General features: G+C 48.1%; 21 protein-coding genes. 16 read left to right on the plus strand and 5 right to left on the minus strand.

Annotated elements, in window-relative coordinates:
• Positions 1 to 40: 40 nt before the first annotated feature.
• The 10 genes from NFR99_RS03390 (at position 41) to NFR99_RS03435 (ending at position 14,155) form a co-directional block, all read left to right on the plus strand.
• Positions 41 to 433 carry a hypothetical protein gene (locus NFR99_RS03390; RefSeq protein WP_251352734.1) on the plus strand — a complete coding sequence of 131 codons (393 nt, stop codon included), beginning with the start codon at positions 41 to 43 and terminating at the stop codon, positions 431 to 433.
• 4 nt (positions 434 to 437) lie between these two features.
• Complete coding sequence (locus NFR99_RS03395; RefSeq protein WP_251352736.1) at positions 438 to 986, plus strand: hypothetical protein; 549 nt, start codon at positions 438 to 440, stop codon at positions 984 to 986.
• 105 nt (positions 987 to 1,091) lie between these two features.
• Positions 1,092 to 2,906 carry an oligoendopeptidase F gene (gene pepF / locus NFR99_RS03400; RefSeq protein ID WP_251352738.1) on the plus strand — a complete coding sequence of 605 codons (1,815 nt, stop codon included), beginning with the start codon at positions 1,092 to 1,094 and terminating at the stop codon, positions 2,904 to 2,906.
• Positions 2,907 to 3,086: 180 nt separating this feature from the next.
• The gene (gene tig, locus NFR99_RS03405; protein ID WP_120483275.1) at positions 3,087 to 4,367 is read left to right on the plus strand and encodes a trigger factor; all 1,281 of its coding nucleotides are present in this window, start codon (positions 3,087 to 3,089) and stop codon (positions 4,365 to 4,367) included.
• Between the two features lie 55 nt (positions 4,368 to 4,422).
• Positions 4,423 to 5,004, plus strand: coding sequence for an ATP-dependent Clp endopeptidase proteolytic subunit ClpP (clpP, locus tag NFR99_RS03410; RefSeq protein WP_120483273.1), 582 nt, complete (start codon positions 4,423 to 4,425; stop codon positions 5,002 to 5,004).
• 90 nt (positions 5,005 to 5,094) lie between these two features.
• Positions 5,095 to 6,387, plus strand: coding sequence for an ATP-dependent Clp protease ATP-binding subunit ClpX (gene clpX, locus NFR99_RS03415; protein WP_120483359.1), 1,293 nt, complete (start codon positions 5,095 to 5,097; stop codon positions 6,385 to 6,387).
• A gap of 38 nt (positions 6,388 to 6,425) precedes the next feature.
• Positions 6,426 to 8,744, plus strand: a complete 2,319-nt coding sequence (gene lon / locus NFR99_RS03420; RefSeq protein WP_251352746.1) for an endopeptidase La — start codon at positions 6,426 to 6,428, stop codon at positions 8,742 to 8,744.
• Between the two features lie 13 nt (positions 8,745 to 8,757).
• A complete protein-coding gene (gene yihA / locus NFR99_RS03425) occupies positions 8,758 to 9,351 on the plus strand; it encodes a ribosome biogenesis GTP-binding protein YihA/YsxC (RefSeq protein WP_135976139.1) in 594 nt (197 codons plus the stop codon).
• A 102-nt stretch (positions 9,352 to 9,453) separates the two neighbouring features.
• Positions 9,454 to 13,515: an efflux RND transporter permease subunit gene (locus tag NFR99_RS03430; protein ID WP_251352748.1), complete on the plus strand. Its 4,062-nt coding sequence runs from the start codon at positions 9,454 to 9,456 to the stop codon at positions 13,513 to 13,515.
• Between the two features lies 1 nt (position 13,516).
• Positions 13,517 to 14,155, plus strand: coding sequence for a TetR/AcrR family transcriptional regulator (locus tag NFR99_RS03435; protein ID WP_251352750.1), 639 nt, complete (start codon positions 13,517 to 13,519; stop codon positions 14,153 to 14,155).
• Between the two features lie 48 nt (positions 14,156 to 14,203).
• Here the strand turns inward: NFR99_RS03435 and NFR99_RS03440 are convergent, their stop codons facing one another.
• A complete protein-coding gene (locus NFR99_RS03440) occupies positions 14,204 to 14,464 on the minus strand; it encodes a PRC-barrel domain-containing protein (protein ID WP_120483265.1) in 261 nt (86 codons plus the stop codon).
• Positions 14,465 to 14,601: 137 nt separating this feature from the next.
• On the opposite strand from NFR99_RS03440, the gene nrdR reads away from it, so the two are divergent.
• From nrdR to NFR99_RS03455, 3 genes are all read left to right on the plus strand, one after another.
• The gene (gene nrdR / locus NFR99_RS03445) at positions 14,602 to 15,051 is read left to right on the plus strand and encodes a transcriptional regulator NrdR (protein ID WP_120483263.1); all 450 of its coding nucleotides are present in this window, start codon (positions 14,602 to 14,604) and stop codon (positions 15,049 to 15,051) included.
• Positions 15,052 to 15,085: 34 nt separating this feature from the next.
• Positions 15,086 to 15,754: a tRNA (guanosine(46)-N7)-methyltransferase TrmB gene (gene trmB / locus NFR99_RS03450; RefSeq protein ID WP_120483261.1), complete on the plus strand. Its 669-nt coding sequence runs from the start codon at positions 15,086 to 15,088 to the stop codon at positions 15,752 to 15,754.
• Positions 15,755 to 15,836: 82 nt separating this feature from the next.
• Entirely contained in the window at positions 15,837 to 15,977 is a 141-nt protein-coding gene (locus NFR99_RS03455; RefSeq protein WP_158604838.1) for a hypothetical protein, read from the plus strand.
• Between the two features lie 27 nt (positions 15,978 to 16,004).
• On the opposite strand, the gene NFR99_RS03460 is transcribed toward NFR99_RS03455, so the two are convergent.
• Complete coding sequence (locus tag NFR99_RS03460) at positions 16,005 to 16,199, minus strand: GHKL domain-containing protein (protein WP_120483259.1); 195 nt, start codon at positions 16,197 to 16,199, stop codon at positions 16,005 to 16,007.
• Between the two features lie 181 nt (positions 16,200 to 16,380).
• Between NFR99_RS03460 and NFR99_RS03465 the strand changes: the two genes are divergently transcribed.
• Positions 16,381 to 20,151 (plus strand): YDG domain-containing protein, encoded by a 3,771-nt coding sequence (locus NFR99_RS03465; RefSeq protein WP_251352753.1) that lies wholly within the window; start codon positions 16,381 to 16,383, stop codon positions 20,149 to 20,151.
• A 212-nt stretch (positions 20,152 to 20,363) separates the two neighbouring features.
• Here the strand turns inward: NFR99_RS03465 and NFR99_RS03470 are convergent, their stop codons facing one another.
• Positions 20,364 to 21,593 (minus strand): AI-2E family transporter, encoded by a 1,230-nt coding sequence (locus NFR99_RS03470; RefSeq protein ID WP_120483255.1) that lies wholly within the window; start codon positions 21,591 to 21,593, stop codon positions 20,364 to 20,366.
• A gap of 257 nt (positions 21,594 to 21,850) precedes the next feature.
• Between NFR99_RS03470 and rho the strand changes: the two genes are divergently transcribed.
• Positions 21,851 to 23,314: a transcription termination factor Rho gene (gene rho / locus NFR99_RS03475; RefSeq protein WP_251352755.1), complete on the plus strand. Its 1,464-nt coding sequence runs from the start codon at positions 21,851 to 21,853 to the stop codon at positions 23,312 to 23,314.
• A gap of 8 nt (positions 23,315 to 23,322) precedes the next feature.
• Here rho and NFR99_RS03480 read toward each other — a convergent pair whose 3' ends face one another.
• Both NFR99_RS03480 and NFR99_RS03485 read right to left on the minus strand, forming a co-directional pair.
• A complete protein-coding gene (locus NFR99_RS03480; protein ID WP_120483250.1) occupies positions 23,323 to 23,829 on the minus strand; it encodes a Gx transporter family protein in 507 nt (168 codons plus the stop codon).
• Between the two features lie 17 nt (positions 23,830 to 23,846).
• Entirely contained in the window at positions 23,847 to 24,257 is a 411-nt protein-coding gene (locus tag NFR99_RS03485; protein ID WP_158604837.1) for a NusG domain II-containing protein, read from the minus strand.
• A gap of 84 nt (positions 24,258 to 24,341) precedes the next feature.
• On the opposite strand from NFR99_RS03485, the gene NFR99_RS03490 reads away from it, so the two are divergent.
• The gene (locus NFR99_RS03490) at positions 24,342 to 24,962 is read left to right on the plus strand and encodes a CPBP family intramembrane glutamic endopeptidase (protein ID WP_120483248.1); all 621 of its coding nucleotides are present in this window, start codon (positions 24,342 to 24,344) and stop codon (positions 24,960 to 24,962) included.
• The last annotated feature ends 106 nt before the right edge of the window (positions 24,963 to 25,068 follow it).

Consider the following 25,068-nt stretch of genomic DNA (forward strand, 5'->3'; position numbering starts at 1 on the left):
GGAATATTATATAGAACAGCATTCTGCTAAGGAGGCATCAATGAAAAAATACAACGCATTCTTTTATTTGATTTTTATGTACGTAGTTTTTACGGGGGAATGTGTCTTCTATCATTATATGACAGGCAAAATAAATGAGGGTGCAGACATATCATTGCTATTAACACGGAATGTTATGGAACTTGTATCTTATGTGGTAATGCTGCTGCTTTTCCTTTGTCTTTGCAATGCATCAAGGACTTTGAATATATTGAGAATTTTTTTGGAACTGCCGGGTATTGTGGTTGGTTTGACTGGAATCCTGATGTTTTTAGTTCCGGTAAAAACAAATTTTTTGACCCTGCACACTTATAAATGCGCATATTTAGGGGCGTTGTTAATCAGCGAGAATATTTACCGTTTTTATACCCATGTGAGGGAAAAGTGGAGATGAGAGAATGAAAAAAGAGAGGGAGAAATATCCGTGGTATATTTATGTATTATCAGCACTTGTATTGCTTTTCGCGGCTGCCTGGTGCGGAAAGGGAATCTGGGATAAAAAGCATCCGGCTAATGAACAGTTCATTCAGTCTATTTACAATCTTGACGCAGATGTTACGGCAGAAGATTTGATAAAAGATGGCTATCTGGATTTAACGGATGTACAGCCGGAAAAAAGCGAACAGATAACCGACTTTTTTCACAAAGCCGCATCAGGCCAGGAGGCAGGGCTGAAAACGTTTACGCGTACATCTGAAGGAATCGTGGTTCGGGGGCTGTGGCGTGACAGGGCTTCTTCACTTCAGGAGATTCCTTATTTCTCTATTTATGTCTATCATTTGAAAAAGCAGAAGGACGAAAGTACCGGGCAATATTTCGACCCTCGCTGTTATGAGGTAGAGTCTCCGGATGGGATAACAGAAGTGTGGCTGAAAGATGTAATTACTACTCCGGCTACGATTGAATATGGCGACTATCTTTTATACCGTTACCGTACAGCACAGTGAAAAGGAAGCGCTGTTAAGAAAGGGGGAGCAGGAAACTGCGCCCCCTTTCCTGCCGCCTAAAAATGTGGTAGGATAAGGAAAATAACATAGTGGCAGGAGGGAATCATGGCAAAAACGAGGAAACGTGAGGAAGTAAAGAAGGAAGATACCTGGGCATTGGAGGATTTGTATGCGTCTGAGCAGCTTTTTGAGGAGGACTGCGGCAGGCTGGCGGGAATGATAGAGGAATTTCCAAAGTACAAAGGACGCCTAAAGGAGGGGAGCGGCGTGCTCCTGGAGATGCTGGAGGATTACAGCGGGATGAATAGGCTGTTTGAAAAGGTTTATGTATATGCGAACCAGAGACTCCACCAGGATATGGGGAATGCGGCAAGCCAGAAATCCGCGGCTTCTACAGAGGTATTGATGGATAAGATGAATGCTGCCGAATCCTATATGGTTCCTGAGATTTTAGGGCTTCCGGAGGAACTTTTGGCGGAATACTGCAGGGAAGAGCGGCGTCTGGAAAAATACCGGCATTTTTTAGATGAAATTTTCCGCCAGAAACCGCACACTCTGGACGAGCGGTCAGAGGAAATTCTGGCGAAAGCTGGGGAACTGGCGAAAGCGTCTTCCAATGTATTTACTATGTTTAATAATGCGGATATTACGTTCCGCCCGGTGACGGATGAAAAAGGAAAGGAAGAGCCTCTCACGCAGGGGCGCTATACAGCTTATATGCAGAGCCCGGACAGGCGGGTGAGGAGGGAAGCGTTTGCGAATCTCTACCAAGGCTACGCTGGATTTAAGAATACACTGGCAGCGCTTTATGAGGCAAATGCGAAAAAGACGGCATTTTATGCTAAAATGCGGAACTATGGTTCTTCACTGGAAGCGGCTCTGGACGACAGCGAAATTCCCGTGGCAGTGTATGACAGCCTGATTGACAGCGTACATGGGCATATGGAGCCGATGTACCGCTATATGCGCCTGCGGAAGAAAGTTCTGGGTGTGGAAGAGCTTCACATGTATGATGTGTATGTGCCGATGGTGCAGGAAGTAGATATGAAGGTTTCTTTTGAACGGGCGAAAGAGATCGTGAAAGAGGGGCTGGCGCCTTTGGGGAAAAGGTATCAGGCTCTGCTGCAGGAAGGCTTTGACAGCCGATGGATTGATATTTATGAAAATGAAAATAAGAGGACGGGGGCGTATTCCTGGGGCGCATACGGCACGCATCCTTATGTGCTGCTGAATTATCAGGAAAGCCTGAATGATGTCTTTACCCTGGCGCATGAAATGGGCCATGCGCTCCATTCCTGGCATTCTGACCAGGAACAGGATTATATTTATGCCGGTTACCGGATTTTTGTCGCGGAAGTAGCGTCTACCTGCAACGAAGCCCTGCTGATTCGGCATATGATTGAAAATAGCAGGGATAAGCAGGAAAAGGCATATTTGATAAATTATTTTCTGGAGCAGTTCAGGACGACGTTATACCGCCAGACGATGTTTGCGGAATTTGAGAAGGTTACCCATGAAATTGTCGATGAGGGTGGCACGTTAAATGCAGAAACATTGTGCGGGATTTATCTTGATTTAAATAAGAAGTATTATGGGACGGACGTGGTATCAGATGAAGAAATCCAGTATGAATGGTCGAGGATTCCACATTTCTACAGGGCGTTTTATGTCTATCAGTATGCCACGGGATTTTCGGCGGCGATTGCCATCAGCAGCCGGATTCTGGCGGGAGAAGAAGGCGCGCTGGAAGGATATTTCGAGTTCCTGAAAGGGGGAAGCTCGAAGTCGCCGATTGAGCTGCTGCGGCTTGCAGGAGTGGATATGGCAGGGAAGGAGCCTGTGGAAGATGCGCTGGAAGTCTTTGAAGAGTATGTGGGGAAACTGGAAAAAATACTTGCCGGAGGACAGAGGGAAATTTAAAGTAACCGTTCAGCCCAGGACTTTGCACTTGCTGCAAAGTCCGTGAAATAGCGTTGCGGTTACAATTTAAAGGCAAAAAGGGCTGGAATTTTGGAAAGGCCTGTGTTATACTCTTACAATGACTGTAAGTGTGGCAAGTTTAGTACTTTTCATATAAAATCAAGGAGGAAATGAAGAAGAATGAGTTTACAGGTAGAGAAATTAGAGAAGAACATGGCGAAACTGACGATCGAAGTTCCTTTTGAGGAGTTTGACGCGGCAGTTCAGAAAGCATATTTGGCAAATAGAGGAAAGATTTCTATTCCGGGATTCCGTAAAGGAAAAGCACCCCGCAAGATGATCGAAAAAATGTACGGCGCAGGTATTTTCTATGAAGATGCAGTAAACGATCTGATTCCGGAGGCATATGACAAGGAAGTGGACGCCAGCGAGCTGGAAATCGTTTCCCGTCCGAAGATTGACGTCGTACAGGTAGAGCCGGGACAGCCGTTTATTTTTACGGCGGAAGTAGCGCTCAGGCCGGAAGTAACTCTGGGTGAGTATAAGGGCATTGAGGTGGAGAAGCAGTCTGTCGAAGTGAGCGACGAGGAAATTCAGAAAGTGGTAGACGAAGAGCGTGAGAAGAACGCCAGAGTGATTGATGTGGATGACAGGGCTGTGGAAAACGGCGATATGGTAGTTCTGGACTTTGAGGGATTCGTGGACGGCGAAGCGTTTGACGGCGGAAAAGGCGAGAATTATGATCTGACCATTGGTTCCGGAAGCTTTATCCCCGGCTTTGAAGAGCAGCTGATCGGCGCTCAGATTGATGAGGAGACAGAGGTAAACGTTACATTCCCGGAAGAGTACCATGCGAAGGAACTGGCAGGAAAAGCTGCCGTATTTAAGTGTACTGTACATGAAATCAAGGTAAAAGAGCTGCCGGAAGCAGATGATGAGTTTGCGATGGATGTTTCTGAGTTTGATACATTAGACGAATATAAAGAGGACATCAGGAAAGACCTGGCAGAGAAGAAGGAAGCAGAAGCAAAATACGAGAAAGAAGCGAAAGTAATAGAAAAAATCGTGGAGAAAGCGTCTATGGAAGTTCCGGATGCGATGGTTGACAGCCAGATAGACCGTATGGTTGACGAGTTTGCAGGCAGGATGCAGGCACAGGGGCTTACGCTGGATCAGTATTTCCAGTTTACGGGTCTGACGTTTGAGAAGCTGTCTGAGCAGATGCGCCCAGAAGCTTTGAAGCGCATCCAGAACAGCCTGGTACTTGAGGCTATTGTGGCGGCAGAGCAGATTGAGATCAGCGAGGAGAAGCTGAACGAGGGTCTGGAGGATCTGGCAAAGCGTTACGGCATGGAGCCGGATCAGATAAAAGACAATGAATATGCAAGGGAACAGGTGGAGAAGGATCTGCAGGTTCAGGCGGCAGTTGACCTGGTAAGGGATTCGGCAGTAGAAGTATAGAAGCGGCCGGGACAGGCTGCGAGGAGAGTAATGGGGCATAGAGAGGAGAGTCATCATGAGCTTAATACCTTATGTCATTGAGCAGTCAAGCCGTGGGGAGCGGTCTTATGACATTTATTCCAGGCTGCTGAAAGACAGAATTATCTTCCTGGGTGAAGAGGTGAACGATGTAACTGCAAATTTGATTGTTGCGCAGATGCTGCACCTGGAAGCGGAAGATCCGGGCAAGGATATCCAGCTTTATATTAATAGTCCGGGCGGTTCTGTGACGGCAGGATGGGCGATTTATGATACCATGCACTATATCAAGTGTGATGTTTCTACGATTTGTATGGGATTGGCAGCCAGCATGGGCGCGTTTCTGCTTGCTGGCGGGACGAAGGGAAAGCGCATGGCGCTCCCGAACGCGGAAATCATGATTCATCAGCCGTCAGGCGGCGCGAAAGGACAGGCGACAGAAATTAAAATCGTGGCGGACATGATTTTAAAGACGAGAAAGAGGCTGAACGAGGAGCTGGCGAAGAATACCGGGCAGCCAATTGAAGTAATTGAGGTAGATACAGAGAGGGATAATTACATGAGCGCTCAGGAAGCGTTGGAATACGGCCTGATTGACAGCGTAATTACCCATCGATAAACGAGAGGAAGCAAGGCTCCTGCTTAATTGGCGGGAGTCTTTAACCTGTTATTAGGAAAAAATTGCTGCTTTAAAGTGAGAACAGGAGGAATAAAAGTGAGAATTCAAGAACAGAAGGTAAGGTGTTCTTTTTGTAATAAATCAGAAGATCAGGTAAGAAAGCTGATTTCCGGGCCGGATGACGTCTTTATCTGTGATGAGTGTATTGAAGTGTGTTCCGAAATCGTGGAGGAAGAGCTGGAAAATGAGTACATGGAAGGGGAGTGTTCTCATCTTCCGAAGCCGGAGCAGATAAAGAGGTTTCTTGATGAATATGTAATCGGGCAGGATGAGGCAAAGAAAGCGCTGTCTGTGGCAGTGTATAACCACTATAAGAGGGTTACGGCCGGACGGGATTTAGGCGTAGAGCTGCAGAAGAGCAATATTCTGATGCTGGGGCCTACCGGCTCGGGAAAGACGCTGCTGGCACAAACTCTGGCGAGACTTTTAGACGTGCCGTTCGCCATCGCGGACGCGACTTCCTTGACAGAAGCCGGGTATGTGGGCGAAGATGTGGAAAATATTCTGCTGAAACTGATTCAGGCGGCGGAACATGATATAGCGCGTGCAGAGTATGGAATTATTTATATTGATGAGTTTGATAAGATTACCAGGAAGTCGGAAAATGCTTCGATTACGCGCGATGTGTCTGGGGAAGGCGTGCAGCAGGCGCTCCTGAAGATTTTGGAGGGAACGGTTGCTTCTGTGCCGCCGCAGGGAGGGAGAAAGCATCCGCAGCAGGAGCTTCTCCAGATTGATACGACGAACATCCTCTTTATCTGCGGCGGCGCGTTTGAAGGGCTGGACAAGATTATTGAAACCCGGATGGATACGAAAGCTATAGGATTTAATGCGGAGATTGGCGCAAAGCAGGAAAAAAATATCGGCGAACTTTATCAGAATGCGCTTCCGCAGGATTTTATTAAGTTTGGAATGATACCGGAAATCATGGGGCGCGTGCCAGTGGTGGTATCTTTGAATTCTTTAGATAAAGAAATGCTGATGCGTATCCTTCAGGAGCCGAGGAACTCCATTGTCAAGCAGTACAAAAAGCTTTTTGAGCTGGACGGCGTAAAGCTGCAGTTTGAGAAGGAAGCGCTGGAAGCGGTTGCAGATAAATCTTTGGAGAGAAAGACGGGAGCAAGAGGGCTGCGTTCTATTATTGAGCAATCCATGATGGATTTGATGTACACAGTGCCTTCAGACGAGTCGATTGAAAGCTGCGTAGTGACAAAAGATGTTATCGATGGAAGCGGAAGCCCGAAATTTTCTTACCGGGAAAAGCTTCCGGTCCGTAGTGCGGGAAGGAAAAGAAAGACGAGAACGTCAATAGAGACGGCTTGAGGATAAGCGGGATATCCTGCGTCAGGTAAGAGGTAGATATGAGTAAATTAACAAAGGAGATGCCGGCAGTGGCATTGAGGGGAATGGTAATTCTTCCGTCAATGACCGTGCATTTTGATATCAGCAGGGAGAAATCCATAAAGGCAGTGGAGCAGGCAATGCAGGAGAACCAGCAGCTTTTTGTGGTCGCCCAGCGGAGCCCGGAAACCCCGGAACCGGAGAAAAAGGATTTATACAGTGTCGGTACGGTTGTAAACATTCGTCAGCTTCTGCGCCTTCCGCAAAACATTTTCCGGGTTTTGGCGGAGGGAACTGAAAGGGCAGAACTGGTGGATCTGGATGAGGAACAGGGGTATCTCCGCGCAGAGGTAGAAACTTTTGAGGAGCGTGCGGAGGATGAACCTGGAGAGGCGCAGAGAGAAGCGATGCTCCGAAACCTGAAAGAGCTTTATCAGGAGTATGCCCAGGTAAACGGAAGGATGCGAAAAGAGCTTACAACTCAGATTATAAGGGAAGAGAAGCTTTCGAAACTGGTGACAGATATTGCGGTGAATCTTCCGCTTTATTATGAGGAAAAGCAGAAAATCCTGGAGGCGGCGGACTTGGCGGAGCGATATGAGCTGCTCTGTGTGATTCTCTGCTGTGAGACGGAAATCATGCGTGCCAGGGTGGAGCTTCAGCAAAAGGTGAGGGAGCGTGTCGATAAGAACCAGAGGGATTATATGCTACGGGAACAGCTGAAGGTTATCCGTGAGGAACTGGGAGATGAGTCTGTTTTTACGGATGCGGAACAGTTCCAGGAAGCGGCGGCAAAGCTGAAAGCGCCCAGGTATGTAAAGGAAAAACTGGATAAAGAAATCGGCCATCTGAAAAATATGGCGGGAAATACTTCTGAGAGCGCTGTAGTCCGGAGCTATATTGAAACGCTTCTGGAGCTTCCCTGGGATAAAATGTCGAAGGACAATAAGAACCTGAAAGACGCCAGGAAAGTTCTGGAGACTGACCACTATGGGCTGGAGAAGGTGAAGGAGCGTGTGCTTGAGTTTCTGGCAGTGCGTATGCTTACAAAGAAAGGGGAAAGTCCCATCCTCTGTCTGGTGGGGCCGCCGGGAACAGGAAAGACTTCTGTCGCGAAATCCATTGCCCGCGCGATGAATAAGAAATATGTGCGCATCAGCCTGGGCGGCGTGCGGGATGAAGCGGAAATCCGGGGGCACAGGCGCACATATGTAGGAGCCATGCCGGGAAGGATTGCGAATGGAATGAGGGCGGCGGGGGTGAAAAACCCGCTGATGCTTCTGGATGAGATAGATAAGACCAGCAGTGATTATAAGGGCGATACGGCTTCTGCGCTTTTGGAGGTGCTGGACGCCGAACAGAACGTAAAGTTCCGGGATAACTACGTGGAGATTCCGATGGATTTGTCGGAGGTGCTGTTTATCGCTACAGCAAATGACACGCGGACGATACCGCGCCCGCTGCTGGACCGCATGGAACTGATTGAGATTTCCAGCTACACAGAGAATGAAAAGTTCCATATCGCGAAAGAACATCTGCTCGAAAAGCAGATAAAGAAGAATGGGCTGGAAAAGTACGATGTGACGGTGACAAACGGCGCGTTAAAGAAAATAATTTCCAGTTATACGAGGGAGGCCGGCGTACGCAGCTTGGAGCGGAAAATTGGTGAAATCTGCCGGAAATCCGCGAGGGAGATTTTGGAGAATGGAAAGAAGTCTGTGAAAATCTCAGAGGGAAATTTGGATAAATATCTCGGCGCGGAGCGTTACAATGACAGCCTGCGCCAGAGAGAGGATGAAGTGGGCATTGTATGCGGGCTGGCGTGGACCAGCGTGGGTGGCGATACCCTGGAGATTGAAGTGAATGCTATGCGCGGTAAGGGCAGGCTTCAGCTTACGGGACAGCTTGGGGATGTCATGAAAGAGTCTGCGGAGGCGGGAATCAGCTACATCCGTTCCGTAGGCAAAGAATACGATATTCCGGAGGATTTCTTTCAAAAGCATGATATTCATATCCATATCCCGGAGGGGGCGGTACCGAAAGACGGCCCGTCAGCGGGAATCACGATGGCGACGGCAATCTTGTCAGCAGTTACCGGACATAAAGTGCGGGCGGATGTGGCTATGACGGGGGAAATCACCCTGCGGGGGCGCGTCCTGCCAGTGGGCGGCCTGAAAGAGAAGCTGCTGGCAGCCAGGAACGCAGGGATGAATACGGTACTGCTGCCTGGAAAAAATAAGGTAGACGTGGAAGAAATTTCGAAAGAAATAAAAAAAGGGCTGGAGCTGGTTTATGTGGAAACGATGAAGGACGTCCTGCCAGTGGCGCTCATAAAGTAAAAGGAAGTAAAGTATGATTATAAAGAATGCAGAGTTAGAGACAGTCTGTGGGATTACCAGCGTCCTGCCGGATCATGACAAGGCAGAGATTGCATTTGCCGGGAAATCCAATGTGGGGAAATCTTCACTGATTAACGGGCTGATGAACCGGAAATCCCTGGCGAGAACCAGTTCCCAGCCGGGAAAGACCCAGACGATTAATTTTTATAATGTCAACCAGACGGTGTATCTGGTGGATTTGCCGGGATATGGATACGCGAAGGTGTCCCAGTCGGAGAAAGAGAAATGGGGAAAGCTGATAGAGCGTTATCTCCACAGCTCCAAACAATTGCGGGCAGTATTTCTGCTGATTGATATCCGGCATGAGCCTTCCCAGAATGATAAGATGATGTATGACTGGATTCTGCATAACGGCTATGAGCCGATTATCATTGCCACGAAGCTGGATAAGTTGAAACGCAGCCAGGTGGCGAAGCATATAAAGATGGTAAAAGAGGGGCTTCATGTGGTTCCCGGAACTGCCGTAATTCCTTTTTCGGCGGTTACGAAGGATGGAAGGGATGAAATCTGGGAGATTATAGAGGGCTGTATGGCACAGGAATGTTAAAATGCCCAGAGTGAGAAGCGGTTTTGAGAAAACCAGGTTTGCCTGGTTTTCTTTTAAATAATTACCGACCGACCGGTCGGACGATACAAGGAGGAACAGCATATGATTGCAAAATTTAGCGTAAAGCGGCCTTATACAGTCGTGGTGGGTATGGTGCTGGTATTGGTGCTGGGATTTGTATCTTTCTCAAAGATGAAAACAGATCTCCTGCCGGATATGACTCTGCCCTATGCCCTGGTGTACACGACATACATAGGCGCCAGCCCGGAAGAGGTGGAGACTACGGTTACCAGGCCCGTGGAGCAGTCTATGGCGACCATCAGCAACATTGAGAACGTCACTTCCGTTTCAAGTGAGAATGTATCTGTGGTTGTTCTGGAATTTGCCCAGACCGTAAATATGGATGCGGTCACGATTGAAATGCGGGAGAGTCTGGATCAGATTAAGGGGTATTGGGATGACAGTGTGGGAAGCCCGATTATTATGAAAATGAACCCGGATATGCTTCCGGTTATGGTTGCGGCGGCGGAAGCAGGGGATATGGAAGGCTCAGAATTGACAGATTATGTGAATAATACCGTGCTTCCGGAACTGGAAAGTATCGAGGGCGTGGCATCTGTGACAGCTTCGGGCCTGATAGACGAAGAAGTCCAGGTGGTAATCAGGCAGGATAAGATTGATGCGGTCAACAAGAAAGTAAAGAACGCCCTGGACGGAAAGTTTGCCGAGGCAGAGAGCGAGATGGAGGACGCTAAAGCGGAATTAGAAGACGGGAAGACGAAGCTGGAAGAAGGGGAGCGGGCACTGGCAGAGCAGACTGCCAATGCAGAGAGCCAGATTTCCAGCGGACAGAACCAGCTGATTTCCGGTGAAGCGGAGTTGAACCAGAAAATTGCCGAGGTGGAGAGCGGGCTGGCGGAGCTTGAGACGGCGGAAAAAGAAATTCAGGCGCAGGAAGCGCAGCTTGCCGAGGCAGAAGAGCAGCTGGACGCGCTTCCAGGGCAGCTTACAGAAGCAGAGGAGGGCCTTGCAGCGATAGAGAGCGGGATTACAGGATTGGAGGCGGCAGCGGCAGGGCTTGAACAGGCGAAGCCTGCATTTGAGGGAAAGGCGGAGCTGGAGAAGCAGCTTGACGAGGCAGAGAAGAACCCTGATACTCCGCCGGCGGCTTTGGCAGCGCTGCGGCAGCAGCTTACGGCTCTCCAGCAGCAGTTGGATGCAGTATTACAGCCTTTGGCAGCTATGGGGATAGATACCAGCGGAAGCTATGAAGAAATCCAGCAGAAGATTAATACTCAGAAGTCAGAGTTGATTTCACAGAAAACCCAGATGGAAACGGCAGTTGGGCTATTAAGGGAAATGGCAGAAGAAATTCCGAACCAGCGGCAGGCGATAGCAGAAGGGAAGAAGCAGATAAGAGATGGAAAAAAGCAGATAAAAGCAGGAAAGTCACAGCTTACGGAGGCAAAGCAACAGCTTACCGACGCAAAGAGCCAGATTGAATCAGGAAAAATTTCACTTTCGGCAGCTCTTTCTGAACTGAACAGAAACAAAATCAGCGCGACCATAGAGATCGCGTCAGGCAAAGCACAGATTACTGCCGGGGAGAGCCAGCTTGACACGGCAAGGAAGGAGCTGGACAGCCAGAAAGACGCGGCTTATGAAAAGTCGGACGTAGAAGGAATCCTTACGGCTGACATGATAAAGGGAATTCTTGCAGCGCAGAACTTCACCATGCCGGCCGGGTATGTAGCGGAAGAAGGTATTGATTTCCTGGTGCGCGTGGGCGATAAGCTCACGGATACGCAGTCTCTGGAAGATTTGATGCTTGTGGATTTACATATGAAGGGTTTGAAACCTATTTACCTTTCAGACGTTGCAGATGTGACGGTAACAGATAACAGCAGTGAGGTTTACGCCAAAATTAATGGGCATGCGGGCGTGCTGTTTTCCATGCAGAAGCAGTCGGGATATTCCACAGGAGACGTTTCTAAAAGGATTCAGAAAAAGTTTACGGAGATTGAGGAGGAATCCGGGAATACTCATTTTGTAAAGCTGATGGATCAGGGGATTTATATAGATATGGTTGTAAATTCCGTACTTGAAAATATGATTTCAGGCGCGGTGCTGGCAGTTTTGATTCTTTTGCTATTCCTGAAAAGTGTACGTCCTACTGTGGTAATTGCATTTTCTATCCCAATCAGTATTTTAGCAGCAATTGTACTAATGTATTTCTCAGGAATCAATATCAACATCATATCCCTTTCGGGACTGGCGTTGGGAATCGGTATGCTGGTGGATAATTCTATCGTGGTTATTGAAAATATTTATCGTCTGAGAAACGAAGGAGTTTCTGCAAAAAAAGCGGCAGTGGAAGGGGCGCGCCAGGTAGCAGGGGCGATTGCGGCGTCTACGCTTACTACCATTTGTGTATTTCTGCCGATTGTGTTTACAGAGGGAATTACAAGGCAGCTCTTTGTGGATATGGGACTGACGATTGCTTATTCCCTGTTGGCGAGCCTTGCAGTGGCGCTTACTGTTGTTCCTATGCTGGGGTCGGGCTTGCTGAAAAATACGGATGAAAAGAAGAGCCGTATTTTTGGCGGGCTTCAGAGCGGTTATGGAAAGATGATAGGTTTTGCTTTGAACCATAGGGCAATCGTGTTGATTGGGGCGGTATTGGCGCTGGTATTGAGTGCGGTGCTGTCTGTCTCAAAGGGGACGGAGTTTATGCCGGAAATGGAGAGTACGCAGATGTCCCTTACCCTGTCGCTGCCGGACGAGGGCGCAGGGAAACAGGAGCTTGCCGAGATGTCGGATAAAGTAACAGAAAGGATACAGGATATTCCGGATGTAGAAGAAATCGGAGCCATGTCTCAGGGCGGCGGCATGATGGGAGTTATGGGAGACAGTGGTTCTGATACAGTTTCCATGTATCTGATTTTAAAAGAGGATAAGGAACTGGACAGTCTGCAGTTGGCGGAAGAAATTAAAGAACGTACCGCCGATTTAGCGTGTGAGCTGAATATTCAGACTTCCAGCATGGATATGTCGGCGCTTGGCGGAAGCGGAATCTCTGTCAAAGTGAAAGGGCGTGAGCTGGATACGCTAAAAGAGCTGGCGGCACAGGCGGCAGCGGTTCTCGAAACGGTAGAAGGGGCTGTGGATGTTTCCGACGGTATTGAAGAGAAGACTCTGGAAATGCGTATCGTGGTAGATAAAGATAAGGCTATGAAATATCAGCTTACTACGGCGCAGGTATTCCAGTTCCTTCAGGGAAAACTGGCGGATGCAAAGAGCGCGACAACACTTACAACGGATGTGAAAGATTATCCGGTTATGGTCATTAGTGAGAATGATACGAAGCTTACCAGGGAACAGATTAAGAAACTGAAAATTGAAGGCAAAGATAAGAATGGGAATCCGAAAGATGTGCCGCTGAAAAATATTGTGGAATTTCAGGAGACAGAAGGATTTTCCTCGATCAACCGTGAAGCACAGACCAGGTATGTGACAGTCAGCGCGAAAGTAGACGCGGGCTATAATATCGGGCTGGTGGCAGGCGAGGCGGAACAGAAGCTAAAGGAGATAGAGCTGCCAAAAGGATATACACTTGAGATGTCGGGAGAAAATGAGACGATTAACGAATCTATGGTGGAGCTTTTGAAAATGCTTGGTCTGGCGGTATTGCTGATTTACCTGATTATGGTGGCGCAGTTCCAGTCGCTGCTCTCTCCGTTTATTATTATGTTTACGATTCCTCTGGCATTTACAGGCGGCTTCCTGGGACTTTGGGCGACAGGAAAGCCGGTGAGCGTTATCGCGATGATAGGTTTTGTTATGCTTTCGGGTATTATCGTAAATAATGGAATCGTTCTGGTGGACTATATCAACCAGCTCAGGCGGGGCGGCATGGAGAAACGAGCGGCCATCATAGAGTCAGGCCGAACCAGGCTGCGCCCAATCCTGATGACGGCGCTCACGACAATTCTTGGACTGAGTACAATGGCCGTCGGACTGGGAATGGGTGCGGATATGGTGCAGCCTATGGCAATTGTGGCCGTAGGAGGACTTCTTTATGGCACGCTGCTGACACTGGTAGTCGTTCCGTGCATTTATGACTTACTGAACAGGAAGAAAGATATGACGGAGGAGGAAATTTAATGTGATAGATTTTGGAATAGAGCGTATCCTCCGGCTTTCAGCTCCAAAGGCAGTGGCGATGTATGAGGCAGTAAATGAACTGATGGAAGAAGGAAAAGAAATTTATGGCATGAAAATTTCCGAGATTACCGCTAAGGCGGGAATTGGGAAAGGAACAGCTTATGAGTATTTTGACACGAAAGAGGAGCTGCTGGGAAAGGCGGTTTTTTATCAGCTCCACCAGGGGCTCTGCCATATGACGGAAAAGGCGCTGAAACAGGGAAGCTTCCGGGAGCAGATTTTTGCGATTTTAGACGATATGGAACAGAATTTTCCCAAAAGGCAGGTGCTTATCCGCTATCTCTGCTATTATGTGCTCGGCTCAGAGGCGGCGAAGAAGTGCGGCGGGGAAAAGTCTGGCGGTTTCCTTAGAGAAGGAAGGCTGAAAGAGACGGCAGACTGTCTTTTAGGGCAGGCAAGGAAAGAAGGCCTGCTGCAAAAAGAGCCGGATTTTTTAGCGATTGAGACGCTGCTTACCCAGTTCATGGGATTCTGCTTTTATCTGGGGAATAGGCAGGCGGCGGAGATCAGTATGGGACAGATGAAAGAGTTTGTATATGAAAATATCGTAAAAATCTTTGAGGGAAATGCACAGGCATAGTAATATAGGGGCGGGCAGCAGAAAAAGGACTGCTGCCCGCCCGGCGGTTTATCCGTCACATTTCTTTTTGCACTCATCCTCGTCAATTTCTACCAGGATGATATCATTCCCAATCTGTTTCACACACTTCCAGGGGATGATGTACTCTGTGTCGCGCCCCAGAAAGGAACAGAGTTTTCCGGGACCCGGGACAATCAGCGCCACGACGCAGCCGGTGCAGGAGTCGATGTCCGCATCATTGACACAGCCAAGGGAACGGCAGGTACAGATATTAATTACCTCTTTTTGCCGGAGATCACAGATACGCATAAGAACCTCACACATGGGTTTTATTACAGCCTATGCAAAAAAAAGGAAACCATGCATTGACAATTCAGGGGAAAGTGGGGTATAAAAAAAGAAAAGAATCGGCGTTGGAATTTTAAGTGCAGCTAAGGAGGAAAACTATGAAATGCCCATTTTGCAATCAGGATAATACAAGGGTCGTGGATTCCCGGCCGGCAGATGATAATAGCTCAATTAGAAGGCGGAGGATGTGTGATGAGTGTAAACGGCGGTTTACTACATATGAAAAAGTCGAGACAATTCCCTTGGTTGTCATAAAAAAAGATAACAGCCGTGAAGAGTATGACAGGTCAAAGATAGAGGCCGGTGTGCTGCGCGCATGTTACAAAAGGCCGATTCCTGTACAGAAAATTAAGGAACTGGTAGATAATGTAGAAACAGAACTATTTAACCGGGAAGAGCGCGAAATTGAGAGCAAGGTTATTGGTGAAATTGTGATGGATAAGCTCAAAAACCTTGAAGCAGTGGCATATGTGCGGTTTGCTTCCGTATACAGAGAGTTTAAAGATGTCAATACATTTATGGATGAGTTGAAGAAAATTTTGAATTAGGCAGGAAGCAGATGGATTACATGGGAGGAAAATTATGCGTTTAAGAAATATACCGGGAGCTGATGAGACAGTAGGAAACAGCAGATGGGTCATTCAGGAACCGGAAGTCTGGAAAGGGAGATGGAGAGAGATTTTCGGGAATGATAACCCTGTGCATATTGAAGTGGGAATGGGAAAAGGACAGTTCGTAACAGAGATGGCGCTCCTTCATCCGGGTATCAATTATGTGGGAATTGAGAGATATACCAGCGTACTGCTGCGGGCGCTTCAGAAGCGGGAGAAAATGGAGGAAATACCCAATCTATATTATCTCTGCATTGACGCCAGGGATTTGCCGGATATCTTTGAGGCGAATGAGGTGGAAAAAATTTATCTGAATTTTTCAGACCCGTGGCCGAAGGACCGCCACGCGAAACGGCGGCTTCCTTCCAGGGAATTCTTAAGCCGCTATGATAAAATCCTGAAAGAAAACGGGAAAGTAGAGTTTAAGACAGACAACAGAGGGTTGTTTGAGTTTGCACTGGAAGAAGCAAAAGAATCCGAATGGGAACTGGAGACCTGCACCTTTGATTTGCATCACAATGAAGAGATGATGCAGGGAAACGTGATGACCGAATATGAAGAGAAGTTTTCGGAAAGAGGGAATCCTATCCACAAAATGATTATCAGCCGGAAAAAGCGCAGTGTAGAGATGCAGGCGTAACGTTCAGCTGAAGGCGGGGGCTGCTAATCACGGAATGGGTGTCTTGGCATATAATAACAGCAAAAGGCGGTAGGCGGTGTCTATGCGGAAAAGAACCCTGCAGGATAAGATTGGAATGGCAGTGATGGAAAAGCCGGGGCTGAATAAGAAAATGCTTATGGTGAAAAAGTCGCTGGATGAAGTGAATAAGGTGTTGGGGAAATTTGGCGAAAAAAAGAAATAGGGTTTGCATTTATTATGCCCTTTCTCTTTATATCTTCAGAGCCACATCCACAAAAAATTCCGTGTCGCTGTTAGAGGCTTTTACGGAACCGCCGTATTTTTCTGAAACGGCGGAAATGGAGGCAAGGCCGATGCTGGTTCCGCCGTGTTTGGTGGAGCAGTATCCGCCCTTGCCTTTTCTGACTTTTCCGTCAAAGCTGTTGGTGGAGACAATATATAGCATGTTCTCATAACGGACTTCCGTAGTAAGGCAGAAAATGACAGGATGTTTTTGCCAGAAAAATGACGTTCTTGCCAGAAGTATTGCTTTTTACTAAAATTAATGTATTAAATTATATGTGTGCGCGGCGCGCTGGCGTTTTGCAAACACTTAGCAAGAAAGAAAATGTGAAAGGAAGAATTTTATGAAGAAATGTGCAATGAAACTATGCGTAATGAAACGATGGCTGGGTATCATTTTAGCAGTAATTATGATATTTACCGGTTCTGCCTGTGATTTTCCAGGTGTGATAAACGTTTCTGCGGCGGGCAATCTTTTTATGGGCGATGAAACAACAGCCGAGGCAAATGTGAAAAAAGACGGTCAAACCACGTATTACGATACTATTGAAAGCGCGTGGGCGGCAGCAAAAGGAGGCGGAACCGCTACCGTCACCCTGCTGAGGGATTCGGATATCACAGATGCTTTGACGATAGGGGAAGGCGACGATATTACCTTTGACGGCGGCTCGTACCGTCTGCTATCTGTCGTCTCGGCATTTCTTGTAAACGGCGGAAGGCTGAACATAATCGGCGGCACGATTAACATATCAGGCAGGGGCAACTATGGCGTACAGTGCGACGATGGCAGGGTTGAGATTCAAAACGGTACGATTAACGCGACGAATTATGGCGAAGGCCTGTGGTGCAAGGGCGGTACGATTGAGATTAGCGGGGGAAATATTTCTGCCTACAATACTGGCGTCGGCGTACGGATAGATGGCGGTAAAGCAATTATCAGTGGCGGTACGATTTCCACTACGGAAGCGTACGCTTTGGAAATCGGTGAAAACGGCTTAGCCGAACTTTCCGGAGGAAGGTTCCAGGCCACCTCATCAGGCGCGATAAATGTTGGTTCCGCAGATGGTACAGTCGGCGGTTTACTTTCGGAAGGCTTCCAATATATAAAAAATAATGATACAGTTGTTACAGACACAGATGTAAACCGTCTGTTTGGCGATATCTCGGTGGAAAAGATCTGCCAGCACAGTTTGGGTGAGGATGGACGCTGTAACGAGTGCCAGGGGCAGATTACCGCCAGGCTGACGGTTGGCAGCGACGTCCGTTATTATCTGAGAGTCGGCGATGCGTGGGAAGCTGCAAAGGCTGCCGGAGAACACGCTTTCATAGAGCTGCTCGCCGATGTATCCCGTTCCTCCAGACTGGAGGTGGGGGAAGGCAACGATATTACCTTCGATGGCGGAGAATATACGCTTACAGTAGAAAACGACACGGAGGTGTTCTACAGCGGCGGCGGCAGCCTGACAATTACCGGCGGAAGATTTGACGGAAGGATGCGTTCCAGCCTGTCAGTGGAGGGCGGCACGGTCACGCTCACCGGCGGCACATTTACCGCAGCCGATACAACAATAATAAGTAATACGACAGTAAGGCATCTGTTAGGCAGCGGTTACCTCTATTACGATGCGGACGGCGTTGCCATTGAGAATATGGGCGTGAAAGAGCTTTCTGGAACGGTCACTGTAAGAGAGGGAAATCTCTGCGCGCATGAATGGGCGGACGGAATCTGCTCAAAGTGTCACAGAGAGGCGGAAGCCAGCGTAACTGTCGACGGAGAGACGGAGTATTACCTGTTTTTTAACGAGGCATGTGCCGAGGCAGGCGCCGCCACAAAGATGGCCGTGCTTACCGTTTTAAAGGATGTGTCTTATGATACGACGGAACCGTTGGTTTTACAGGCGTCAAAATACGTTGTCTTAAAAGGCGAAGGGCATACGGTTTCCGGGCGCTCTCTGGCAGTTATGGGCGGAATGTGGGAGATTCATGACATACATCTGCCCAACACCTTATATATTATGGGTAACAGCTCTGTAGTTCTTAATGGATGCGTCGTTGACGTCTTAGACAGTTATGATGAGACGCAGATGGGTACTGAAAGGGGGACAGCTTTGTATATTTCCTCAGACAGAAGCGCAAGCATAAATAACTGTACGCTGCGTGGCGTTTTTTATGGGATATTTGTTGAGAGAAACATTAATGTCGTGATTGGCGGAGGCACCACTGCCGCGGCAACACTGGAAGGCCGGAGCGGGAATGATGATCCGGATACACCGTGCGCAGGGCTGTATATGCCGGGAAATGACAGAAGTAGTGTCACCTTGAACGGTGGAACGTTCTCCGGGGACAAGGCAGCTATCCTCATTGACAGTGGTTCCGGCTCCGGAAGCAAAACCGTAGGAGACCTGCTTGGGTATAAATGTGCTTATTTTGACGGTGACGGCGCGCTTATTACGGGAAAACGCGGAGAATATATGCTGGAAAGAGCCGTGACGGTGAAAGACTGTACGCACGAAGAAGTCTCCGATAACGGCGACGGAACCCATAATATAAACTGCGACGGTTGCGGGATACATCAGTCCGACATGCCCCATGCGGCGCGAAATGTATATGTTGTTTCGGAGGGAAACAAGTCGGCGGAATATACCTCATCGTGCCAGGATTGCGGGGCACAGACGGATTCCCCCTGGACTGCCGAAATAACGGAGGATTTTACCGTGCCGTACGGGCAGACCTCAGACAAAGAACTGAAAGTCACAGTGGCGCCCGGGGGCGAAGCTTTGGAGGGGTACTGGTGCAAGGACGGCGTTGAACTTGGGGACGGCGACGTTTATGCTTTGCCAGGCGACTTGGAAATTGGAGAATATGAGTATGTTTTCCAGGCCAAAGTGAGCTGGTCGGTGGAGCTTCACGTTACCGTGACAGTGGAGCCGAAGACCGTCATCCCGGTTATCACGGGCAGCGCGGCGAAGGTTTATGACGGTACGGCCGCATATGACGGCGCGGGGCTTTCGCTTTCGCTGGACGGCGTGCTGGAAGCTGACCGAAGCGGCGTGACGGCGTCAGCTTCCTATGCCTTCGACAGCGCCGACGCGGGGGAGAATAAGACGATTACAGCCACGATCACAGAGCTGAGCGGCGACAAGGCTGAAAGGTATGTGCTCGCCTCCAATACTGCTGCGATCAAAGGGAAAATTGAAAAGGCAGGCCAGGCCGCGCCTGGCGCACCCACCGCGCTGGACACAAATATCAGGGACACCAGCATCACGCTGACGGCGGCAGGAGATAATTTCCAGTACAGCAGGGACGGCGAACACTGGCAGGACAGCCCGGAGTTTACGGGTCTGTCCCCGGATACGGCATATACGTTCTATGCAAGGGTGAAAGAGGACGCGAACCATAACGCTTCCCCGGCCAGCGGCGCGGCAAGCTTTACCACCAAAAAATCCGCGCCGGGCGGAACGGGAAATTCCGGCACAGGCGGCGCAGGGAATGTCTCTGTTCCGAAAGAGGAACAGGAAAAAAATGCCGCAGCCTTAACTGGAAAGCTGAAAATCAGCCAGTCCGGCAAAAAAATCAGCGTTAGCTGGGGAAAAGTCGCCGGGGCGGACGGATATGATATTTATGTGCAGTACAGCGACAGGAAATTTACCGAAAAAAGTATTACTTCGATAAAGAACGGAAAGGCAGGAAAAGCCACGGTTCAGAAGGTGAACGGAAAGGCGCTAGACTTAAAGAAGAGCTACAAGGCATATGTCCTTGCCTACAGGATGGCGGACGGCAGGAAAGTAACCCTGGGGGAAAGCATGACCGTCTATGCCGCCGGGAAAAATAATAAAAAATATACCAACGCGAAGGCGGTAAAAGTAAAGAAAAGCTCGTATCGGCTGAAAAAAGGAAAGACGGCAAAAATAAAGGCAAGCGTTATTCTGGCGGATAAAAAGAAAAAGCAGCTTTCCAATGTAGGAGCCAGGCCGTTCCGTTATATAAGTACCAATAAAAAGGTGGCGACGGTATCTGCAAGCGGAAAGATTAAGGCGGCAGGTAAGGGGAAATGCCTTATCTATGTCTGCGCCAGAAATGGATACGCGAAGAAGATAAGAGTCACGGTTAAATAAGTGAAATAAACTGTTGGTACGTTCAGGGATAGCAGAAAAGACAGACAGGAGATACGCAGAAAGAGGATGGGAGAGATTAATCCCCATCCTCTTTCTATGGTGCGCCCAGTATGGGCGCAATCTAATTGGTGAAAGTCCGTAACACGCCCTGGTAGTGGGATGTGTATAGCCAGGAGCAGGGGTGTCCATCGTGAGGTGGTATTTGCCTGTTCTTACGCGAGCGGTTCACTGTCATCTGGAAGAAAATTGCGTTTGCGCAGCCGGTACGTCAGGAAGCGGTTAGCCAGATAACGCAGGAATGCCACAATCGGAACTCCGAGGAACATACCCAGAACGCCGCCCAGGCTGCCGCCGATGGTGATGGCTACGATAATCCAGAGGGGCTTCAGCCCGGTGGAGTCTCCCAGAATCTTTGGCCCCAGAATCAATCCGTCAAACTGCTGAAGGACGAGAATCAGGATAACAAAGATGACAGCTTTTACCGGAGAAATCAGGAGCAGGATCAGCGCGCCGGGAACCGCTCCGATGAAAGGTCCGAAATAAGGAATCATGTTCGTGATGCCTACGATAACGCTGATCAGTACGGCATAAGGCAGCTGCAAAATGGTCATAAACAGGAAGCAGAGACAGCCGATAATTGTAGAATCCAGCGCTTTTCCTATAATGAAACTGCTGAACAGTTTATAAGCTTCCTTTAAAATTTCAGTGACAGAAGTAATGTGCTTCGTTGGAACGAAAGCATAAACGACCGCTTTCAGGGAGTTCTTTAATGGCTTTTTGTCGGAAAGCATGTAAATAGAAACGATGATAGCGATAATCAGGTTTACAAGCCACTGTACGACAATCATGGAAACCTGGTATAAAGCAGGAACCAGATTTCCGGCAAAGTCACGTACGGAAGCAATAACATCCGGGAGAGCTTTGTTGATGGAGTTTTTGATGACTTCCATATCCAAATCAGGAAAATGCTGTTCCAGGTTGTCGATAAAATAATACGTATCATTTACTGCCGTGGGGATGTAGTTTACCAAATCCGTAATACTGCTGACAATCTGCGGGACGATACCGAAGAACACAACAGCAATTAACCCAATAACCAGAAGGTAGGCAATGGCAATTGCCAGGATTTTCCGAAGCTTTCCGTCTTTCATATGGAAAAACCGCCCCATCAGGATGCTGATTTTCCGGACAGCGGGATTCAGGATAAAAGCGATTAGCGCTCCGATGATGAAAGGCATCAGAATGTTCACGATTTCTTTGATAGTCCGCACGGTGCCATTCCAGGAGACAAGCAGTTTGAGAATCAGCGCCCCGATGAATATGACGGCTATGGCGTAGACTGATATGGTGAAGTAGTTGTTATTTGCCAGGAACCGAGAAGGTTCGTTCTTTCCGGAACTGTTCTTTCCGGTATTTTTTTTGAGTGTAGGATTTTCTTTCATATGTATCACGTCCGTTTCCTTTTTATAGTTGATATCCTCTCTATAGTATATAGTTTTTTGCCGGGGGATTCAAGTATATAAGAAAAGTTCTGGATTTTTTTGAGAGGGTATGCTATACTAAATCAAATAGAAAGCTTAAGAAGCTTTCTATTTGATTTATTTATCATGTCGTTTCAGACACGAACTCCCATTTGATAAAACTTTATAAAGTATGAAAAGCAATTTTATTATGGATAGAAAAAGAAGGGAATATAAGAATGACAAGAGAACAATATGAGGCATTATCTGTAACTGTACTTAAAGATTTGGCGAAGAGCCGGGGACTGAGAAATATTTCTGCTCTGAAAAAGAAAGATGTCATTGAAAGAATGCTGGCAGAGGATGAGAAGCTGGAGACGCAGAAAAATACCGGGATATCCGGGCAGGACAACGGGGTGTCAGAGCATGGGAACATAGAAAATAGGATTACGGAAGGAAAGCCAATGGGGAGCAGGGGCGTAGAAAGCCGGGGCATAGATAACAGAAATCAGGAGAACAGGCGCGCAGACGCCAAGAACCCGGAGGAGCGTTCCACTCCGGATTTGTCAAATCTGGACAGTGGCATTCAGGCAGAGGGGATTCTGGAAGTGATGCCGGACGGTTATGGCTTTATCCGGTGTGCAAATTATCTTCCGGGTGAAAATGACGTGTATGTATCTCCATCCCAAATTCGCCGTTTCGGATTAAAGACAGGGGATATCCTGAAAGGGAACACAAGGATTAAGACGCAGCAGGAAAAGTTCAGTGCGCTGCTTTATTTAAAGACAATTAACGGGAGAAGCCCGGCAGAAGCTTCAAAACGTTATAATTTTGAAGATATGACGCCGATTTTCCCGAATGAACGCCTGATGATGGAGCGCGAATGCAGGGGAATTGCCATGCGGATTGTAGATATGGTTTCCCCAATCGGAAAAGGGCAGAGAGGCATGATCGTATCCCCGCCGAAAGCCGGAAAGACAACATTGCTGAAAGACGTTGCCAAATCTATTCTGCAGAATGATAAAAATATGCACCTGATCATCCTGCTGATTGACGAGCGTCCGGAGGAAGTGACCGATATCAGGGAAGCCATTACGGGAGATAATGTGGAGGTTATTTACTCTACTTTTGATGAATTGCCGGAGCACCACAAGAGGGTGTCTGAGATGGTGATTGAGCGGGCGAAACGTTTGGTAGAGCATAATGAGGATGTGACGATACTTTTAGACAGCATTACAAGGCTGGCACGGGCATATAACCTGACGATACCGCCCAGTGGACGTACGCTTTCCGGCGGTCTGGACCCGGCCGCGCTCCATATGCCCAAAAGGTTTTTCGGAGCGGCGAGAAAGATGCGGGAGGGCGGCAGCCTTACTGTCCTGGCAACGGCGCTGGTGGACACCGGAAGCAAGATGGATGATGTTGTATATGAGGAGTTTAAAGGAACCGGAAACATGGAACTGGTTCTGGACAGAAAACTTTCAGAGAGACGTGTGTTCCCGGCGATTGATATTCAGAAATCCGGCACGCGGAGGGAGGATTTGCTGCTGAATAAAGAAGAGCAGGAGGCGGCATATATCATGCGGAAGGCGCTGAACAGCATGAAATCTGACGAAGCCGTAGAGACGATATTGAATACATTTGTCAATACAAGAAATAATAAAGAATTCGTCCAGACAGTAATTAAGAAGAGATATATTTAGGAGAGCATTTACGGAAGCCAGACCTGGTCTTTTGTGAGCCGCTTTGCAGCATAATGCGTGCAAAGTCCGGTAAATGTGCCTGCGGCAATGCCGCTTATCGTCAAAAGCGGCAGGTAAGAAAGAATGCTGAAGGATTGAAGGACTATTACAGCGATTAGAATTTGTCCCAGGTTGTGGAAGACAGCCCCAATGACGCTGATAAAAACAATATATTTTTTGCCGAAGATACGGAACAGGACAGCCATTGTGCAGAAGCAGAAGACGCCGCCGCACAGACTGTAGGCGAAGGACACCATCTGTCCGGCTATCAGGCTGGCGGTAAGGATACGCATTACCAGACAGAGAAAAGCGTCTTTTTGGGAAGCGTATAGAAGCAGCCAGAGCGTGACGATATTCGAGAGTCCCAGTTTGATACCCGAAACCGGGGCCAGGCCGGGAAGCAAAGATTCTATAGTGAAAATGGTAAGCGCTATAGTGGTGTACATGGCTAACATTGCCATATGGCGGATTTTCATAAGGATGCCTCCTTTGTCTATTGGGCTGCTGCATCTATGCCGCTGTCATTATCTGCTATTTGAATCAGCAGCTTGTGAGGGAGACAGCTGATAGGATAGGCGCTGCTTCGCACCATTCCCATATTGCGGCAGGTCTTGTCCGGGCAGTCAGCGTCGGTAACCCCGATGGCGCCCTGTTCAACTTTTATCGTGTTATAGCTGCCGTCTGTACTTGTTATGGTAAAGGTGTAAGGGGCGGCAATATCTGATAAATCAATTTCGCGGACGAGTGCGCCATCCTGGTAAATCCTGGCGGTTCCCGCTTTGCCGGCAGTAAAATACCGAATAAGCAGCACGGCGGCAGACAGGATAAGGATAAACAGGATAAGCAAGGTTAAAAGCAGAGTTTTTTTATCTCTGCGGGGGAATTGTCTGGTAGATTTATCCATAGCGGTTCCTTTCTGTAAAATATATTTTGATGTTTTGATTATATCCCTGGGAATGCAGGGTGTCAAATTGGAGATGAGGCAGATATGGTGTTTTTGGGTATAAAAGATATTTTTATTCCGTTGTTGATACATATGGCGGTTTCGAATGCGGTGGCGCTGGCGCTGCAGGGAAGCACACCCGATGCGGCAGCGGTTACAGCTGTCGCGGCGGTATTGTCGCTGCCGTTTTTTATATTTCTGTACCTCAGGGACAGAAGGGAATGTCCGGCGGGAAAACCTTGTATTCCCCGGTGGGTATATCCCCTGATGGCAGCAGGCGGCGCTACGCTGAATCTATGCCTGACGGCAGTCATGGACTATTTTACAGTGACGGAGAACTTTTCAAATGCCGTGCAGGAAGGGCTTTTGGAAAGTAACCTTGCAGTTCAGGCAGTGGGGCTTGGTATTTTGGTGCCGATAACAGAGGAATTCTTATTCCGCGGGCTGATATACCAGCGGCTGAAAAAATATATTCCTGTATGGTCTGCAGTTTTGGCAGGAGCGGGGATATTTGCGTTGTATCATGGAAATATGGTGCAGATTCTTTTTGCATTTCCTATGGCGCTGGTAATGCTTTTGGCATATGAGAAATGGAATTCCCTGTATGTGCCGATAATTTTCCATATGGCGGCGAATCTTACGGCGGTGCTGCTGAATATAATCTGATAAAATATAAAAAATATTTAAAATAACAAATAATCAGATAATTCACAAAAAAGTCATTCTTTACATCTGAAAAAAATAAGTGTATAGTATGATACAAATTTAGACA

Origin of the sequence: Hominisplanchenecus murintestinalis, assembly GCF_943193015.1 — a bacterium.
Classification (GTDB): Bacteria; Bacillota; Clostridia; order Lachnospirales; family Lachnospiraceae; genus Hominisplanchenecus_A; species Hominisplanchenecus_A murintestinalis.

Bases quoted from the DNA above. Each gene is read 5' to 3' on its own strand.
- NFR99_RS03390 (WP_251352734.1), top strand. From the start codon at position 41: ATGAAAAAATACAACGCATTCTTTTATTTGATTTTTATGTACGTAGTT.
- NFR99_RS03395 (WP_251352736.1), top strand. From the start codon at position 438: ATGAAAAAAGAGAGGGAGAAATATCCGTGGTATATTTATGTATTATCA.
- pepF (WP_251352738.1), top strand. From the start codon at position 1,092: ATGGCAAAAACGAGGAAACGTGAGGAAGTAAAGAAGGAAGATACCTGG.
- tig (WP_120483275.1), top strand. From the start codon at position 3,087: ATGAGTTTACAGGTAGAGAAATTAGAGAAGAACATGGCGAAACTGACG.
- clpP (WP_120483273.1), top strand. From the start codon at position 4,423: ATGAGCTTAATACCTTATGTCATTGAGCAGTCAAGCCGTGGGGAGCGG.
- lon (WP_251352746.1), top strand. From the start codon at position 6,426: ATGAGTAAATTAACAAAGGAGATGCCGGCAGTGGCATTGAGGGGAATG.
- yihA (WP_135976139.1), top strand. From the start codon at position 8,758: ATGATTATAAAGAATGCAGAGTTAGAGACAGTCTGTGGGATTACCAGC.
- NFR99_RS03430 (WP_251352748.1), top strand. From the start codon at position 9,454: ATGATTGCAAAATTTAGCGTAAAGCGGCCTTATACAGTCGTGGTGGGT.
- NFR99_RS03440 (WP_120483265.1), bottom strand. From the start codon at position 14,464: ATGCGTATCTGTGATCTCCGGCAAAAAGAGGTAATTAATATCTGTACC.
- nrdR (WP_120483263.1), top strand. From the start codon at position 14,602: ATGAAATGCCCATTTTGCAATCAGGATAATACAAGGGTCGTGGATTCC.
- trmB (WP_120483261.1), top strand. From the start codon at position 15,086: ATGCGTTTAAGAAATATACCGGGAGCTGATGAGACAGTAGGAAACAGC.
- NFR99_RS03455 (WP_158604838.1), top strand. From the start codon at position 15,837: ATGCGGAAAAGAACCCTGCAGGATAAGATTGGAATGGCAGTGATGGAA.
- NFR99_RS03460 (WP_120483259.1), bottom strand. From the start codon at position 16,199: ATGCTATATATTGTCTCCACCAACAGCTTTGACGGAAAAGTCAGAAAA.
- NFR99_RS03465 (WP_251352753.1), top strand. From the start codon at position 16,381: ATGAAGAAATGTGCAATGAAACTATGCGTAATGAAACGATGGCTGGGT.
- NFR99_RS03470 (WP_120483255.1), bottom strand. From the start codon at position 21,593: ATGAAAGAAAATCCTACACTCAAAAAAAATACCGGAAAGAACAGTTCC.
- rho (WP_251352755.1), top strand. From the start codon at position 21,851: ATGACAAGAGAACAATATGAGGCATTATCTGTAACTGTACTTAAAGAT.
- NFR99_RS03480 (WP_120483250.1), bottom strand. From the start codon at position 23,829: ATGAAAATCCGCCATATGGCAATGTTAGCCATGTACACCACTATAGCG.
- NFR99_RS03485 (WP_158604837.1), bottom strand. From the start codon at position 24,257: ATGGATAAATCTACCAGACAATTCCCCCGCAGAGATAAAAAAACTCTG.
- NFR99_RS03490 (WP_120483248.1), top strand. From the start codon at position 24,342: ATGGTGTTTTTGGGTATAAAAGATATTTTTATTCCGTTGTTGATACAT.